Annotated in this window: 16 protein-coding genes; 11 read left to right on the top strand and 5 right to left on the bottom strand. The window is 71.1% G+C overall.

The window, feature by feature from the left end:
• Nucleotides 1-140: 140 nt before the first annotated feature.
• Nucleotides 141-1,124, bottom strand: coding sequence for a DUF5937 family protein (locus ACT1U9_RS05295; RefSeq protein ID WP_444537209.1), 984 nt, complete (start codon nt 1,122-1,124; stop codon nt 141-143).
• A gap of 55 nt (nt 1,125-1,179) precedes the next feature.
• Between ACT1U9_RS05295 and ACT1U9_RS05290 the strand changes: the two genes are divergently transcribed.
• Complete coding sequence (locus tag ACT1U9_RS05290; RefSeq protein ID WP_444537208.1) at nt 1,180-2,499, top strand: MFS transporter; 1,320 nt, start codon at nt 1,180-1,182, stop codon at nt 2,497-2,499.
• Here the strand turns inward: ACT1U9_RS05290 and tsaA are convergent.
• Complete coding sequence (gene tsaA, locus ACT1U9_RS05285; protein ID WP_444537207.1) at nt 2,460-2,927, bottom strand: tRNA (N6-threonylcarbamoyladenosine(37)-N6)-methyltransferase TrmO; 468 nt, start codon at nt 2,925-2,927, stop codon at nt 2,460-2,462. The two genes, ACT1U9_RS05290 and tsaA, sit on opposite strands and share 40 nt — an antisense overlap.
• Before the next feature lie 204 nt (nt 2,928-3,131).
• Between tsaA and ACT1U9_RS05280 the strand changes: the two genes are divergently transcribed.
• The 4 genes from ACT1U9_RS05280 (at nt 3,132) to ACT1U9_RS05265 (ending at nt 6,381) form a co-directional block, all read left to right on the top strand.
• Nucleotides 3,132-4,172, top strand: coding sequence for a ketoacyl-ACP synthase III family protein (locus ACT1U9_RS05280; RefSeq protein WP_444537206.1), 1,041 nt, complete (start codon nt 3,132-3,134; stop codon nt 4,170-4,172).
• A gap of 90 nt (nt 4,173-4,262) precedes the next feature.
• The gene (locus ACT1U9_RS05275) at nt 4,263-5,258 is read left to right on the top strand and encodes an FAD-dependent oxidoreductase (protein ID WP_444539014.1); all 996 of its coding nucleotides are present in this window, start codon (nt 4,263-4,265) and stop codon (nt 5,256-5,258) included.
• Nucleotides 5,255-6,115 (top strand): hypothetical protein, encoded by an 861-nt coding sequence (locus ACT1U9_RS05270; protein ID WP_444537205.1) that lies wholly within the window; start codon nt 5,255-5,257, stop codon nt 6,113-6,115. Before ACT1U9_RS05275 ends, ACT1U9_RS05270 begins: the two co-directional genes overlap by 4 nt.
• Nucleotides 6,112-6,381 carry a phosphopantetheine-binding protein gene (locus ACT1U9_RS05265; protein WP_444537204.1) on the top strand — a complete coding sequence of 90 codons (270 nt, stop codon included), beginning with the start codon at nt 6,112-6,114 and terminating at the stop codon, nt 6,379-6,381. The genes ACT1U9_RS05270 and ACT1U9_RS05265 overlap by 4 nt, the downstream gene beginning before the upstream one ends.
• Here the strand turns inward: ACT1U9_RS05265 and ACT1U9_RS05260 are convergent.
• Genes ACT1U9_RS05260 through ACT1U9_RS05250 form a run of 3 tightly spaced genes read right to left on the bottom strand, consistent with a single transcriptional unit; the run spans nt 6,347 to nt 8,974 of the window.
• Nucleotides 6,347-6,634: a muconolactone Delta-isomerase family protein gene (locus ACT1U9_RS05260; protein ID WP_188278740.1), complete on the bottom strand. Its 288-nt coding sequence runs from the start codon at nt 6,632-6,634 to the stop codon at nt 6,347-6,349. The two genes, ACT1U9_RS05265 and ACT1U9_RS05260, sit on opposite strands and share 35 nt — an antisense overlap.
• Nucleotides 6,635-6,686: 52 nt before the next feature.
• Nucleotides 6,687-7,934 carry an MFS transporter gene (locus ACT1U9_RS05255; protein WP_444537203.1) on the bottom strand — a complete coding sequence of 416 codons (1,248 nt, stop codon included), beginning with the start codon at nt 7,932-7,934 and terminating at the stop codon, nt 6,687-6,689.
• A complete protein-coding gene (locus ACT1U9_RS05250) occupies nt 7,934-8,974 on the bottom strand; it encodes a ketoacyl-ACP synthase III family protein (RefSeq protein ID WP_444537202.1) in 1,041 nt (346 codons plus the stop codon). The genes ACT1U9_RS05255 and ACT1U9_RS05250 overlap by 1 nt, the downstream gene beginning before the upstream one ends.
• A 543-nt stretch (nt 8,975-9,517) precedes the next feature.
• On the opposite strand from ACT1U9_RS05250, the gene ACT1U9_RS05245 reads away from it, so the two are divergent.
• From ACT1U9_RS05245 to ACT1U9_RS05220, 6 genes are read left to right on the top strand one after another with little or no spacing between them, the layout of a single operon-like run.
• Nucleotides 9,518-10,480, top strand: coding sequence for a chlorinating enzyme (locus tag ACT1U9_RS05245; protein WP_444537201.1), 963 nt, complete (start codon nt 9,518-9,520; stop codon nt 10,478-10,480).
• A gap of 45 nt (nt 10,481-10,525) precedes the next feature.
• A complete protein-coding gene (locus ACT1U9_RS05240; RefSeq protein WP_444537200.1) occupies nt 10,526-12,157 on the top strand; it encodes an amino acid adenylation domain-containing protein in 1,632 nt (543 codons plus the stop codon).
• A 19-nt stretch (nt 12,158-12,176) separates the two neighbouring features.
• On the top strand, nt 12,177-12,449 hold the full coding sequence (locus ACT1U9_RS05235; RefSeq protein WP_444537199.1) for a phosphopantetheine-binding protein: 273 nt from the start codon (nt 12,177-12,179) through the stop codon (nt 12,447-12,449).
• 3 nt (nt 12,450-12,452) lie between these two features.
• On the top strand, nt 12,453-13,232 hold the full coding sequence (locus ACT1U9_RS05230) for a thioesterase II family protein (protein ID WP_444537198.1): 780 nt from the start codon (nt 12,453-12,455) through the stop codon (nt 13,230-13,232).
• On the top strand, nt 13,229-14,395 hold the full coding sequence (locus ACT1U9_RS05225) for an acyl-CoA dehydrogenase family protein (protein WP_444537197.1): 1,167 nt from the start codon (nt 13,229-13,231) through the stop codon (nt 14,393-14,395). The genes ACT1U9_RS05230 and ACT1U9_RS05225 overlap by 4 nt, the downstream gene beginning before the upstream one ends.
• The gene (locus tag ACT1U9_RS05220) at nt 14,392-15,615 is read left to right on the top strand and encodes a benzoate/H(+) symporter BenE family transporter (RefSeq protein ID WP_444537196.1); all 1,224 of its coding nucleotides are present in this window, start codon (nt 14,392-14,394) and stop codon (nt 15,613-15,615) included. The genes ACT1U9_RS05225 and ACT1U9_RS05220 overlap by 4 nt, the downstream gene beginning before the upstream one ends.
• Nucleotides 15,616-15,627 lie beyond the last annotated feature (12 nt).

Here is a 15,627-nt window from a genome sequence, read left to right as displayed (position 1 = left end):
GCTGGTCGCGCAGTTCCCCGCGCCCCTTGATGGGCCCTTCGGGCCCTCTTCAGGGGCGCGGGGAACTGCGCGAACAACCCAGCACGATCCGCAGCCGAACGACACCTCTCGGAGAGTTTCGGGAAGGGGCGGGGTGGGGGTCAATCCTCCGCGGACAGCAGCGCGTCCCCCACCCCCGTCCGGGCGTACAGCACCACCCGACCCGCCCGAGCCCGGCTCACCAGGCCCGTCCGGTGCAGTACAGCCAAGTGGTGGGAGACCGCGCTCGGTGTGACGGACAGGCGGCGGGCCAGTTCCGTCGTCGACGCCGGGCCGTCCAGGGACAGAAGCAGGGCGGCCTTGGGCGCGCCCACCAGCAACGCCAGCGCCCCCGGCGGCCGCGGCGGCCGCGACTCCCACAACGTCCCCACCCCCCGCGCCGGATACGCGATCGTAGGCGGCTCATCAGGCCCCACCGGACTGATCGCATGCTGCGCGAACAGCGTCGGCACCAGCCACAACCCCCGCCCCGCCACCGCCGCCCCGAACTCCAGGTCCTGGTGGACGAAGAGCGTCAGCTCGCCCGCCCGCCACACCGCCGTCGGATCGAGCGACGTGAGCACCGCCGCCGCCCCGTCACGGGCCAACAGCTGTGCCCGCCACACCATGTCCGCCTCCAGGACCGACCGCATCCGCCCCCAGTGCGGCGCGATGGCCGTATGCCAGTAGGCCTCGACCACGTCCGCGATCGCGTTCCTCAACTCGACCGGATCCGAAGCCAGTCGAGACAGCCTCAGCGGCAGGGGCCGCGACGCGTACGCCGCCCGCACATCCGCCAGCGCCTTCTCCGGCGGAGTCTCCCGTACCCGCCGAAGCTCGTCCTCGACGTCCGGCAGCGGGGAGTCCGGGCGCGGCGTGATGAAGTCCGGTATCCAGCCGCTGCCGCCCACCGTCAACTCGCCCAGCAGTGAGGTGTCGAGGTCTCCGGCGGCAAGCGCCGTACGCGTACGGCGGATCCACGGCAGATGCAGCGCGTACTTGTCGGGCCGCTTCAGCGCCCACAGACTCGTCGCCGTCTCAAGCAGCGGCGAGCAGGCGAAGCGCATGTCGGCGAGGTCGTCGACGCCGAGTCGGTAGCTGAGCATTGAGCCATAGCCTAAATCTCTGTCGGCCCGGCACGGAAGGGCGTTGGGTGGACGCATGTCCTCCACCTCCTCCGGGGTGGCAGCCGTGCTGCCACCCCGCGGTCCGCTGCGCGCGTACGCCGCCACCACGCTCGCCGACTGGATCGGCAACGGCCTCTTCCACACCGGCGCCGCCCTCTTCTTCACCCGGGTCGTCGGACTCTCCGCCACCCAGGTCGGCCTCGGCCTCACGATCGCCGCACTGCTCGGCCCGGCCGTCGCCGTCCCGGCCGGACGGCTCGGCGACCGGTTCGGCCACCGTCGCGTCTATCTCGCCACCGTGCTCGTACGGGCCGTCGCCTTCGCGGGATATCTCCTCGTCGACAACTTCGGCGGATTCCTGGCCGTCGTCTGTGTGATCGCGCTCGCCGAGAGCGCGTCCCGGCCGGTCCGCAGCGCCTACCTCGCCCGGCTCGCCGACTCCTCGGCCCTGGTCGCGGCCAGCGCGTACAGCCGGGTGATGCTCAACATCGGCTTCTCGCTGGGGAGTCTGGGTGCGGGCGCCGCCCTGGCCGCCGACTCCCGTACGGGATACGCGGCGCTCGTCGTCGGCAACTGTGCCTCGTACGTGGTCGTCGCCCTCATCGTCGCGCGCATGCCCGACGGCCAGCCGCCCGCCCAGCGGGCCGAACGCGGCGGCCCCCGCCTGCGCGCCCTGCGCGACCGCCGCTTCCTCGTCCTCGCCGCGCTCTCCGGCCTTCTCTACATCAACGCCGACGTCCTCAACCTCGGCCTCCCGCTGTGGATTTCGCAGCGTACGCAGGCGCCCACCTGGTCGATCGCGGTGCTGATGCTGCTCAACACCGCGCTCGCGATCCTGCTCCAGGTGCGCGCCGCCCGGGGCAGCGACACCGTCACCGGCGCGGCCGTCGCGGGCTGGCGCGCGGGCTGGGCGCTGCTCGCCGCCTGCGCGGTGACCGCGACGACGGCGAGCCTCCCGCCGGTCTGGGCGGTCGTCGTCCTCGCGGTCGGCGTGGCCCTCCTGACGGCGGGCGAACTGCTGTCCTCGGCGAGCGGCTGGGGCATCTCCTACGGCCTCGCCGACCCCCACCGCCAGGGCGAGTTCCTGGGCGCCTGGAGCCTGGGCTCGGACCTGGCGAGGGCGGGCGGCCCGCTCTTGGTGGCGGCCTTGGTGACCGGGGGCGGCGCTCCCGGCTGGCTCCTGTTGGGCACGCTCTTCCTGGCTGCGGGAACTGTCACGGTCCCGGTGGCCACGCCCGGTAAGGGGCGCGGGGCTGTGACATTTGCGGCTCCGCCGCGTGGGCGCGAGCAACCACGCACGGTCCGCAGTCGACTTCAGTCATCTTCCGGAGGTGTGTCCGATGTAGTCGAATAAGGCTTGATATCGAGGACGGGCGTGCCGTCGACAAGGTCCACCCCATCGAAGTACAGGACGTTCTCCTTCACGTCCCGGATCCGGACAAGGCTCAACCCGATCCGGTTGTGCCGATTCGGCGTACGCGTGGCGTACACACCGGTAGTACGCCCGCTCTTCTCCCACCCCCGAGGCACCACCCGCAGCGGCGTGGTCTCCTCCTCCGTCTGGTCGTGCAGCCAGGTCAGCAGCCAGACGTACCAGCCCGGCGCGAGCCCGTCGAGGCCCGGGGCGTACGGCTCGAAGAGCACGACATGGCCCTGGTCCTCGTACGCCAACGTCGCCTGCGGAGGCGCCTGTTGGGGCCGGGCGTACTCGGTCACGACGTACCCGATCGGCGACATCGGCACGACCGCGTCGGCGGTGGGACGGGCGGGCTGTTGGGACACCACGTATCTCCTCACACTCCGGAACCAGGACACCCCATGCTGACCCGGCGCGGGCTGAGTGAAACGCGCCGGTTGTGCGCGAAAGTTGAGAGACAGATGCCTGACAATCAATAACGCTGACAATATAGTGGGCAGCCGGGAGGGACGGCCCGCGTCGTCCGGGAGTGCGGCCCGAACCGTCGGGCCGGTACGAGGAGGCAGCCCGTGAGACTGAGTCCGCCGTTACCCGAACCGCCGGGCATAGCCGCCGCCGTGCTCTGGCTGCCGTCGCGGCGCCTCGACTGCGGTGAGGCGGTGGCGGCCGGCCGGCTCGACCAGGAGACCGCGGACCGGCTCGGCTATCGCGCGCTCAGCGAGAGCCCCGACCGCGCGGCCCCCGAGATGGCCGTCCTCGCCGCCCAGAAGGCGCTCGCCGACGCGGGCTGGTCCGGTGACGACCTCGGCCTGGTCGTCCACTCGTGGATCTACCACCAGGGCCATGACTTCTGGTCCGCGCCCCACTACGTGGCCCACGGCGTCGGCGCCCGGCACGCGACCCCGCTCGGGGTGCACCAGACCTCCAACGGCGGCGTCGCGGCCCTCGAAGTGGCCGCCGCCCGGCTCGCGTTGGACCCGACGGTGAACCGCTGCCTGGTGACCACCGCCGACCGCTTCGTGGAGCCCGGCTTCGACCGCTGGTTCGGCGACATCGACGTGGCGTACGGGGACGCGGCGACCGCGCTGCTCCTCGACCGCGAGGCGGGCCCGTGCCGGCTGCTCGCGATCTCGTCCGTCAGCGTCCCCGAGTACGAGACCCTGTACCGGGGCGGCGACGCCTTCACCCCCGCGCCCCGCACCGCGTACGAGACCATCAGTGCCCGGCGCACCAAGCTGTTCTTCCGGGCGGCGGGCGGCTGGCCGAAGTTCGTGGCCGTACTGCGCCGCTCGGTCCAGCGGGTGGTGCTCGACGCCATCGCCGACGCCGGGCTCACCCCGGCCGACCCCCGGCTGCGCTGTCTGGTCCTGCCCCGGCTCAGCACGGGCGCGCTCACCCAGTTCTACGAGCCGTCCGTACGTGAACTCGCCCTGCCCCACACCGAGATCCTCGACCTCGGCCGCGACACCGGGCACCTCGGTGCCGGGGACCCCGTGGCCAACCTCGCGACCCTCCAGGCCGACGACCGGCTCGCGCCGGGCGAGGTGGCGCTGTTCCTGAGTGCGGGGAACGGCTTCACCTGGTCGTGTGTCGCGATAGCCCATGAGTAGGACGGGCGCGTCACACCTGCCGCCCGGGGCACGTCTTTTCCGTACGAATGTCCGTCACGTTGAAACAGTGAGAGGTGCAGGCGAGTGACGATGCGCAACGAGGCCCTGGTCATCGGTGCCGGTGTGGCCGGGCTGACCACGGCGGTATGTCTGGCGGAGCGGGGTTACACGGTCCGGGTGGTCGCCGAGCGGCCGCCGCGCAAGACGACCTCGGCGGTGGCCGGGGCGATCATCGGCGGTCCGGCGATCGCCGACGAGGTCGAGGCGGAGGCCAAGTTCGCGCCCACCGCGATCACCCGGCCGTGGCACCAGGCGAGCCTGGCCGAGTTCACCGCGCTGGCCAAGCAGCCGGACAGCGGCGTCCATCTGACACGCGGCCGACTCGTCAACCGGCAGCCCGACGGCGGTCACGAGTGGGCCGCCCATCTGCCCGGCTACGAGCCGTGCGGCACCGAGGACAGCGGCGGGTTCCCGGTCGCCTTCCGGGTCGACCTGCCGACCGTCGACATGCCCGTCTATCTGGAGTACCTGGCCGGTCGTGTCACCGCCACCGGCGGCAGCGTCGAGGTGGGCGTGGTGGCCTCATTGGAGGCGGCGGCCGCCGAGTCGCCGCTCGTCGTCAACTGCACCGGTGTCGGGGCGCGGGCGCTCGCGGGCGACCCGAAGGTGTTCCCGGTGCGCGGCCAGCACGTGATCGTGGAGAACCCGGGCATCGAGGAGTTCTTCTTCGAGCAGAACCCCGGCCCGAACTCGACGAGTTACTTCCCGCACGGCCGTCGTCTGGTGTGCGGCGGCACCGCCGAGCGCGAGGTGTGGAGCATGGACCCGGACCCGGCGCAGACGGAGGAGATCCTGGCCCGCTGCATCGCGGTCGAGCCCCGGATCGCCGGGGCCGAGGTCACGGGCATCGAGGTCGGCCTGCGCGCCTCCCGGCCGCAGACCCGCCTCGAAGTGGAGCAGATCGGGTCCGCCCGGGTGATCCACAACTACGGCCACGGCGGTATCGCGGTCGGCCTGTCCTGGGGCTGCGCCCAGGATGTGCTCCGCCTCGCGGTCGGCGGTGCCACCGCCGAAGTCGTCTCATGACGGCGGCCCCGCCGGACGGCCCGGGCCTCGCGGCCCTGTCGTCCGGCGCCACCGTCCTGCTGCAACGGCTCGACGCGCTCTTCGAGGGCTGGGGGACCGGCAGCGGCGCCTTACCCATGATCATGCCGCCACTGCTGCCGGTCGCCTCGCTGGCCAAGCTCGACGTGTACGACAACTTCCCGCACCAAGCGCTGGTGGTCAGCACCCTTGACCTGACGCAACATCAACGAGACGTGCGGCATGAGGAGTTCGACGGCCAGGTCCTCGAACCCGCCCGCTTCGGGCTTCCCTCGGCGGCCTGCTTCGCCGTCTATCTGCATCACGAGGGCCGCGCCCTCGAAGACGGTACGACGGTGACGGTGCTTGGCCGCTGCTTCCGGCGCGAGGAGCACTACGACGGGCTGCGGCGCCTCCTCGGGTTCCATATGCGCGAGATCGTGGCGCTGGGCTCGTACGAGTTCACCCAGGAGCATCTGCGCCGCTTCGAGGAGCGCATCCTCGCGCTCGCGGCGACCCTCGGTCTCGCGATGCGCAAGGAGGCGGCGACCGACCCGTTCTACGACCGGGGCGGCCAGCGGGCGCTGCTGCAGAAACTCGCACCCGTCAAGCACGAGTTCATCGTCGACGACCTGGCCATCGCCTCCGTCAACGTCCACCGCAACTTCTTCGGCGAGCGCTGCGGCATCACCCTCGCCGGCACCGGCAAGGCCGTCCACACCAGCTGCGCGGCCTTCGGCCTGGAGCGCTGGCTGTCGGTGCTGCACACGAAGTACGGGAGCTGGGAGGCGGCGACGGTGGCCGTGGAGAAGGCCGCCCTTGAGCAGACGCCCGTGGCGCTCGGCGGGGCGGAGCGGTGAGCGCCGCCCGGGCCGCCGAGCTGGCGGAGGTCGTCGCCTGGATCAGCGGGCGGCACCCGGAGGCGGCCGAGATCGGCCCCGACGACGACCTGATCGAGAGCCGGCTCATCGACTCGCTGGGGTTCCTGGAGTTCATCGTCCTGATCGAACGGCTCAGCGGGCGGCCCGTCGACGTCGAGAACCTCGACCTCGACGACTTCCGCTCGCTGAGCCGGATCGACGAGGTGTTCTTCAGTGGGCCGTCGGGTCGTAGCTCGGCGGGCTGATCAGGGGATAGACCTCGAAGTCGAGGTGCAGCCCGGCGGGGCTGCGGTAGAGCAGCTGCATCAGCTGCTCGTGCGACTCCACGTCGTAGATGTTGAGCCCCGCCGAGGCCCCCACGAGGATCCAGCGGTTCTTGATCAGGCCCTTGTCCTCAAGGTCCTTGGTGTACTGGAAGCCCTCGGCCAGTTTCTCCTGGAACTCCTCGATGCTGATTCCGATCGGGGCCCGCTTGGCTATCACCGCGAACAGCGCCATCGACTTCTCCTCGGTTCGTTGGCTACTTGGGTCAAGTCGGCTGAAAACAAGGTCAGTTGAGCGAATTGGGGGCTTCCCGGTCCACGGCGGGCGGTGGCCCGGCGGGCATCGTCATGGCCCGGTCGGAGTTGGCGAAGCGGATCCGTGCCAGGGTGCCGATGATCGACACCGGTACGGTCGCGGCCGCCGCGATGGTGAACAGCAGCCCGAAGTCGCCACGGCTGGCCAGCGGACCCACGGCTGCCGTGCTGATGGCGGCGCCGGTGAACACCGAGCACGCGATGAGCGCGGTGGCGCTGCCGCGCACCTCGGGCGCCGCCGCCTCCAGGATCCACGCCTGAAGGGCGGACTGGCCGACGGCCAGGGCGAGTCCGGCGAGCGCGCTGGCGATGAGGATGCCCGCCACCGACTGGGTGAGCGCGGCCGTCAGATAGCCGGTGAACAGCAGGCCGGTGCCCCAGCCGAACATGCCCGCGCCGGTCGCCCGGGCGTCGATGGCCTTGACGACCACACTGCCGCCGATGGCCGCCACACCGTACGCGCTGGTCACCAGGCCCGACATGAGGACGCTGCTGCCGTGCTTCTGGAGGGCGGCGTTGAAGAAGTTGAACAGGCCCATCATCGCCGCGCCCTCGATGAAGGTGAACGGGATGAAGAAGCGGAACCAGCCGTCCCCGAGGACCTGGGCGAACCGCTCGCGCGCGCTCGGCCCCGCGGCATCCCGGACCGGTGGCGTCTCCGGCAGCCGCGCGTACACCACGGCGAGCAGCGGCGCCGCTATGGCCGGGATCAGCAGCGGGGAGCGCCAGTTGAGCAGATCGGTGAGGATGCCCGCCACCACGGTCGCGGAGGCCGCGCCGACCGCGCTGGACGACATCAGCGCCGCCATCGTTCTCTGGCGGCGCTCCATCGGGATGTGGTCGCCCACGTACGCCACGGTCACCGGGATCAGCGCGGCCGCGAAGCCGCCCGCGATCGCGCGTCCGACGATCAGTAGGGCCACGTTCGGCGCGAGAGCCGCGCCCAGGTCCGCGACGCCGAGCCCGACCAGCGCGGTCCGCAGGACGCGCACCCGGCCCACCCGGTCCGAGACCGAGCCGTGCACGGGCTGCATGATGCCGACCATGGCCAGATAGCCGGTCAGCGCGAACGCCACCGTCCCCAGGCCCACCCCGAAGTCCTTGGAGACCGGGACCAGTACGGGGTTGATGACGACGAGGTCGAAGTCGAGCAGGAAGAACCCGCCGCACAGCACGGCCACGATCGCGCGGTCGGAGAGCGCCCCTGCCTTGCCCGCCATCAGGCGGCCGCCCGTACGGCGACGCAGGACCAGCTGAACCCGCCGCCGAGGCTGAGCAGCAGGGCCACGTCCCCCTCGGCGAGCCGCTTCTCCGCGTGCAGGGTGGCGAGGTTGGCGGCGGAGTCGCCGGCGCCCAAGTGGCCTGTGCTGCCACCGAGGTTGAGGATCTCCGCGTGACGCAGACCGAGCCGGTTCACCGCCGGGTAGAAGAACTCCTCCAGCGGTCCCGCGCCGAGCCGGGGCAGCGTCAGGAACCGCACCGCCGGGTCGTCGGCGGCGAGCCCCGCCTCGGCGAGCGCGGTGGTGACCGCTTCGAGGACGGCGTCGATGAGCGCCTTCGCGAACCCGGGCTCCGCGCCCGAGGCGACGAACGCCCGCTTGGTGCGGCGCACGTCGACCTGCGGCAGGGTGCGCGCCATCGAGCTGAACTCGTCGTCGCCCCGGTGCATCGTCTCGTACTCCGAACGGACCACCGTCGCCACGGACAGCAGCTCGTACGGTCCTTGGGCGCGGTCGAGGAGCAGGGCGGTGCCCGCGTCCCCGTAGACGAGTTCGTAGTCGCCCAGCCAGCGGTCGAAGGCGGGGGCGAGGAAGCGGTCGCCGGTGGTGACCGCGCTGCGCGCGACCGAGGGGTCGGCGATCATCCTTGCGGCCGCGACTTCGAGTGCGGCGGCTCCGCCGTTGCACATCTGCTGGACGCCGACGGCGGTCGCGGTGGAGGCGCCCATGTGGTGGGCGACGTAGTTGGCGGGGGACCAGAAGTCATGGCCCTGGTGGTACGTCCAGGCATGCGTCACCATGTCCACGCTGGCGCCGTCCCACCCGGCCGCTTCCAGCGCGTCGGTGGCGGCGGACACCGCCATCTCGGGCGCCGAACGGTCGGGGCTCACGGTGACTTCGCGGTAGCCCAGACGCGTCGCCGTCTCCTCGTCGACCCGTCCGGCCGCGAGTGCCGCCTCGGTCGTGTCCCGTCGGTCGGGGAGCCACAGGCGGGCGGCCGCGATCCGCAGGGGCGAGGCTAAGGGTGGGGACAGACGCACTGGGTCCTCCCGGAATGGGCCCCGGAGGGCATCGTCAGTGATGCGGATTATCAGCAGGAGTCTTCTCCACCCCGGGATGCCGCGTCAAGGGCCGAAAGGCGCAAGTCGCGCGCCCTTTTCAGGCGCCGCCGCACGCCCCCGCGAGGGTCGTCGGCGCCTGACGAATGCGGAGTGCGAGCGCGCGGGCGGTCCGGCCCGGCGCCGGTCTTCCGCTTTATGCGAGGTTTCTCTACGTAGAGGAGCTTAGGTCCGAACCTCTCGTACGCGGCTGATTGTGCGCGGTCCCGGCGATGTACGTCGCCCGGCCGGGCGAACAGGCGGTGCTTGACAGCTACAACGATCCTGTCGCCGCCCGGGCCCCGCGACCCGCGGGAATCGCGATGCGGCGAGAGCACCTGTGCAACTCCGGGGAATAGAAGCTTCCGGAGGTGGTCCTGTGTTAAACAGGTCACAACTCGCCCTGTACTGGCGAGAGTTGACCGGAACAGCGCGCATTTACCCATCCGCTGCCGCAGCGGAGTGTCGATTACACAGAGGTGATGCATGGACAACCTGGCCGGCACCACGAGCACCGACTTCTCGCTGACCGAGCGGGAGGTCGAGCAGTTCCACCGGGACGGCTACATAGGCCCGTTCGACCTGTACGAGCCCGCCGAGATGGAGAAGAACCTCCGCGCCCTGCGCCCCAAGCTGCTCAACACCAAGCGGGCGATCTACGGCCAGGAGAAGGCCGTCTCCGGTGTCACCAACCTCGCCAACTACGACCGCCACCTCGATGTCGACTTCCTGGCCGGCCACATCACCCGCCCCGAGATCGTCCACCGCGTCGCGTCCCTGCTCGGTCCCGACGTGCTCTGCTGGCGTACCGAGTTCTTCCCGAAGTACCCCGGCGACGAGGGCACCGACTGGCACCAGGCCGACAACTTCTCCAACGTCGCCGGGTCCAAGCACCCCCAGATCGTCTGGCCCGAGGACTCCGAGTTCGGCGGCACCATCACCGTCTGGACGGCGTTCACCGACGCCAGTATCGAGATGGGCTGCCTCCAGTTCATCCCCGGCTCGCACAAGACGATGAACTACGACGAGTCCAAGGTCATGACGTACGACGCGGACTCCATCGGCAAGGTGGAGAAGGGCGGCGTGCGGCGCGGCTTCTTCGGCTACGACTACCGCCAGCTGCAGAAGGACCCGAACTGGAGCCCCGACGAGTCCCAGGCCAAGTCCATGGTGCTCAAGCAGGGCCAGTTCATCGTCTTCTGGTCCACCCTGATGCACGCCTCGCACCCGCACGCGGGACTCACCGACAATATGCGGCTTGGCTACGCGTCCCGCTATCTGCCCAACCAGGTCCAGGTGTACCCGTACTCGGACGCGCTCCAGGAGTTCGGCGGCGAGGCCAGCCTCGACCGGTTCGGCTGTGTGCAGGTCTGCGGCCAGGACACCCACGGGCACAACCGGTTCGTCGGCGAGACCGTCAACGGCACGCCCTTCAAGCCCGCCGACTGAGCGCAACCCGGCCCACTCCCAGTAGACGTCGACACATCCCGAGGGGTGTCTGCGCTGGAACCACCAACGGGGATCCAACTCACCGGCACCGAGGCGGCGTTGGCCGTCCACCGCCGGATCAACCGGACAGCGGTCGCCTATCCGCGCGACAGCGCGGTGCCCGCGCTCTTCGCCGCCGTGGCCGCCCGCACCCCGGACGCGCCCGCAGTCGTCCAGGGCGACCGTACGTATACCTACCGCGAGCTCGACCGGCTCTCCAACGGGCTCGCCCGACGGCTGCTGCGGCGGGGCTACACCCCCGGGTCGACCGTCGGCGTCTGCCTGGCGCGCTCCCCCGAGCTGATCGTGGCGCTGCTCGCGGTCCTCAAGTGCGGGGGCGCGTATCTGCCGTTCGACGCGGGCTGGCCCGAGGAGCGGCTGAAGGGGTTGTTCGCCGACGCGGACTGCCGGTGGGTGATCCGGTCGGAGGCGTCGGCCGTACGCCCTGGTGGGTGCCAAGTCGTGCTGGTGAATGGCGAGTTGGACCTCGAACAGGACGCGCACGACGACACCCCGGCGATCGACGTGCCCGCCGACGCGATCGCGTACATCAACTTCACCTCCGGCTCCACGGGACGGCCGAAGGGCGTGCCGATCCGGCACCGCTCCATCGCCCGGCTGGTGTGCGGCGCGCGGTTCGCCCGGCTCGGCGCGCACAGCCGTCTGCTGCAACTGGCACCCGTCACCTTCGACGCGGCCACCTTCGAGATCTGGGGCGCGCTGCTCCACGGCGGCACCTGTGTGCTCTACCCGGACGCCCTGGTGCGGCTCTCGCGGCTCGGCCAGGTGGTCGAGGAACACGGCGTCACCGTCGTCTTCCTCACCACCGCCCTGTTCAACGCGGTCGTCGACGAGGCACCCGCCGCGCTCGCCGGGACCGACACCGTCCTGATGGGCGGCGAGCTCCAGTCGATGCCGCATGTGGCGGCAGCGCTGCGGGCGTACGGACCGGGCCGCCTCGTGCACGTGTACGGCCCCACAGAGTCCACCACCTTCGCCACCTACCACCCCGTCGACCAACTCGCCCCCGATTCCAGCCAGTTGCCGATCGGCCGACCGATCCAGAACACCCGCCTTTACGTGATCGACGGCGACGCCCTGTGCGAGCCGGGCCGGACCGGGGAGATCTGTCTGGCGGGTGACGGTCTGTCACCCGGCTATCTGGGCATGCCGGAGCTCACCGCCGAGCGGTTCGTCGAGCGGGTGGTCGACGGCGTCGCCGAACGCCTCTACCGCACCGGCGACCACGGCACCCTGCTCCCGGACGGCTCGCTCGTCTTCCAGGGCCGCGCCGACGACCAGGTCAAGATCAACGGTTTCCGTATCGAACTCGGCGAGATCGCCCACCACCTCGACCGCCACCCGGCGGTCCGGCGCAGCCATGTCGCCGTGGCCACCACGCACACCGGCAAGTCACTGGTGGCCTTCGTGGTGAGCGACGACCCGGCCGCCACGACGGCGGAGCTGCGCCGCCATCTGCGCGACCGGCTCCCCGCGTACATGGTGCCGGCCCGTATCCACCTCTGCGAGGCGCTGCCGCTGACCGCGACCGGCAAGGTCGACGGCCGCGCGCTGCTCACCACGTACGACACACCACCCGCGAGATGGGCCGCACAGCCGGTGGCATCCCGCGACTGACCAGATGGAGGAGAGGACGATGAGTTCCCACGACGCGCAGACGGCGCAGGGCGCCCCGCCCATGTCCGCGACCGAGCAGGCGATCGCCGAGATCTGGCGGAGCCTGTTCGGCATCACCGAGGTCGGCGTCGGCGACGACTTCTTCGAGCTCGGCGGCAATTCGCTCACCGCCATCAAGTTCCTCTCCCGAGTGGAGGAGCGCTTCGGCGTCGACGTCCTGCTGCCCGAGACGCTGTACGAGGACGCCAGGCTCAGCAGTCTGGCGAAGGCCGTCGACGAGGCGATGGCGTAGGCCATGCGCTCGACACCCCGCGCTGCCAGGCCGCCCACGAGCGAGCTGTTCGCCCGGTTCTCCGGTGCGGCCCCCGTCGGTGTCCAGCTGCTCTGCTTCCCGTACGCGGGCGGCGGCACGCAGGTGTTCCGTAGCTGGCAGTCGCGGGTGCCGTCGGGCGTCGGGGTGACCGGCATCCGACTGCCCGGGCGCGAACAGCGTTTTCGTGAGCGGCCCTTCGACTCCTGGCCCGAGACGCTCGAAGCGCTGACCGAGGCGCTGGTGCCGGAGACCGAGCGCGGCCCGTACGCCTTCTTCGGCCACAGCCTGGGCGCCCGGCTCTCGTACGAACTCACCCACCGGCTCACCGCGGGCGGCCACCGTCCGCCCGAGCTCCTGGTCGTCTCCGCCTGCCGCGCGCCGGGCGTGGAGCCGCGCTGGCCGCCGATGCACTCGATGGACGGCCCGACCCTGTACGAACGGCTGCGCGTGATGGACGGCGTCCCGGCCGAAGTCCTCGCCAACGCGGGTCTGATGAGGCTCCTGGAGCCGGTGCTCCGCGCGGATCTGCGGCTCGCCGAGACCTGGGAGCCCTCGCCGGGCCGGGTCGGGGCGCCGATCCTGGCGCTGTGCGGCGATGACGACGACATCGACCCGTACGAGGACATGATCGACTGGCGGCACCACACCACGGGCGGCTTCGCCATGCGGTCCTTCCCCGCCGGGCACTTCTTCCCGCGCGACGAGGAGGAGGCCGTGCTCGCGGCGATCTCGGAGCGGCTGACAGGGGGCGGGCGGCAATGATCGAGGGGTCGCCGTACTTCACCGAGGAGCACCAGGTGTTCCGGGGTTCGGTGCGGGCGTTCTTCAAGAAGGAGATCGTGCCGTACGCGGCCGAGTGGGAGCGGCGCCGCGAGATGCCGCGCCCGGCCTGGCAGGCGTTCGCCGCCGAGGGTCTGCTCGGCCTCAACCACCCGGAATCGGTGGGCGGTTCGGCGAAGGACTTCTTCCATTCGGTGGTCTTCCTGGAGGAGCTGGGCCGGATCGGCTTCGGGGGAGTGCGCTTCGCGGTCGCCCTGCACGCGTACATGGGCACCAGCTATCTCGCCACCAATGGCTCGCCCGCGCTTCAGCAGCGCTATCTGCGCCCGGCCGTGTCGGGTGACCTGATCGCCGCCCTGGCGATCACCGAGCCGCAGGCGGGCTCGGACCTGGCCGGGCTCGCGGCGACGGCCGTCGAGGACGGCGACGACCTGATCGTCGACGGCGAGAAGCGCTTCATCGTCAACGGCTCCTTCGCCGACTTCTTCGTGACGGCGGTACGGACGGGAGGGCCCCAAGTCCGTTCCCTTCAAGGCGACTTGAGCCTGGTGGTGGTCGACCGTACGGCTGAGGGCGTCCACGTCCTGCCCAATGACTCGATCGCCTGGCGGGCCTCGGGCATGGCCGACATCAGCATGCGCGGGGTGCGGGTGCCGAAGGCGAACATGATCGGGCGGCGCAACTCCGGCTTCGTACAGATCATGAAGAACATGCAGCTGGAACGGCTCGCGGCGGGGATCTCGGCGATCGGGGACGCCGCAAACTGCCTTGATATGACCTGGAGTTACCTTAAACATCGCGGCATGTTCGGCTCGACGCTCAGCGCCAAGCAGGCCGTGCGCCACACCATGGCCGACCTGCTCACCGAGGTCGAGGCTACCCGTATGCTCGCCTACCACGCGGCCTGGAGCTACGCCCGCGACCCGCTGTCGATCACCGCGTGCTCGATGGCGAAGCTGAAGGCCACCGAAGTCGCCCGGGCGGTGGCCGAGGAGTGCCGGCATCTGCACGGCGCCGAGGGGTTCCGGGAGGGCGCGGACATCGTGCGGATCGTGCACGACGCCCAGGCGGCGACGGTCGCGGCGGGCGCCAGCGAGGTCATGCGCGACATCGTCGTACAGAGCGGATACGAGGAGTTCCATTGACGACGTCGCAGACGGAGGCGGCCAGTTCGCCAGGTCCGCCGGGGGAGCCGTCGGGGGCGGCGTCCGACCTGGTCAGGGCCGGGACTGCGGGTCTGATCGCCGCGTTCGTGGGGTTCTCCAGCTCGTTCGCGATCGTCCTCGAAGGCCTCACGCACGTCGGCGCGAGCCGTGCCGAGGCGGCGTCCGGTCTGATGGCGCTCTCGGTCTCGATGGGCCTCTGCGCGATCTTCCTCAGCTTCCGGCTGCGGATGCCGATCAGCGTCGCCTGGTCCACCCCGGGCGCGGCGCTGCTCGCGGGATCCGCCTCGGTCGACGGCGGATTCGGCGCGGCGGTCGGGGCGTTCCTGGTCACCGGCGTCCTGATCGTGGCGACCGGACTGTGGAAGCGGCTCGGCCGCTGGGTCTCGGCCATCCCGAAACCGCTGGCCAACGCCATGCTCGCGGGCATCCTGCTGCCGCTGTGCCTGGCTCCCGCGAAGGCGGTCCAGGAGAAACCGGCGGTGGGTCTGGCCATCGTGCTCGTCTGGGCGATCGTCGGCACCTTCCGCAAGCTGTACGCGGTACCGGCGGCGGTCGTTGTCGCAGTCGTCCTGATCATCGCGACCACCCATATCTCCGCCGACGACCTCGGCCCGCTGTGGCCCCGGCCGGTCCTGGTCGCCCCGCACTTCACGGCGGCGGCCCTGATCGGCATCGCCCTGCCGCTGTACGTGGTGACCATGGCGTCGCAGAACATCCCCGGCATCGCGGTCCTCAACGTCAACGGCTACCACCCCGAGCCGGGCCCGCTGTTCGGCTGGACCGGCGCGTTCGGCCTGGCGTCGGCGCCGTTCGGCGGCCACGCCGTCAACCTCGCCGCGATCACGGCCGCGCTGTGCGCCGACGAGAACGCGGGACCCGACCCGCGCAAGCGCTACCGCGCGGCGGCGATCGGCGGCGCCGCGTACCTCCTGATCGGCCTCGGCGCGGGTGCGGCGGTCGCGTTCGTCGGCGCGGCCCCGCCCACGCTGATCGAGGCGGTGGCGGGCCTGGCGCTCCTGGGCGCGCTGGGGAACTCGCTGGTGGGGGCGGTGGCCGAGCCGGGCGACCGGGAGGCGGCGGTGGTCACGCTGGTGGTGACGGTGTCGGGCGTGCAGTTCTTCGGGATCAGCGGGGCGTTCTGGGGGTTGGTGGCGGGGGGTGCGCTGTATGGGGCGAAGAGGTGGGTGCGGGTGAAGTGAGGTGAGGTGCGG

It is taken from the genome of Streptomyces sp. BR1 (assembly GCF_052373795.1).
GTDB lineage: Bacteria > Actinomycetota > Actinomycetes > Streptomycetales > Streptomycetaceae > Streptomyces.
This window is presented reverse-complemented; position numbering and strand designations above follow the sequence as displayed.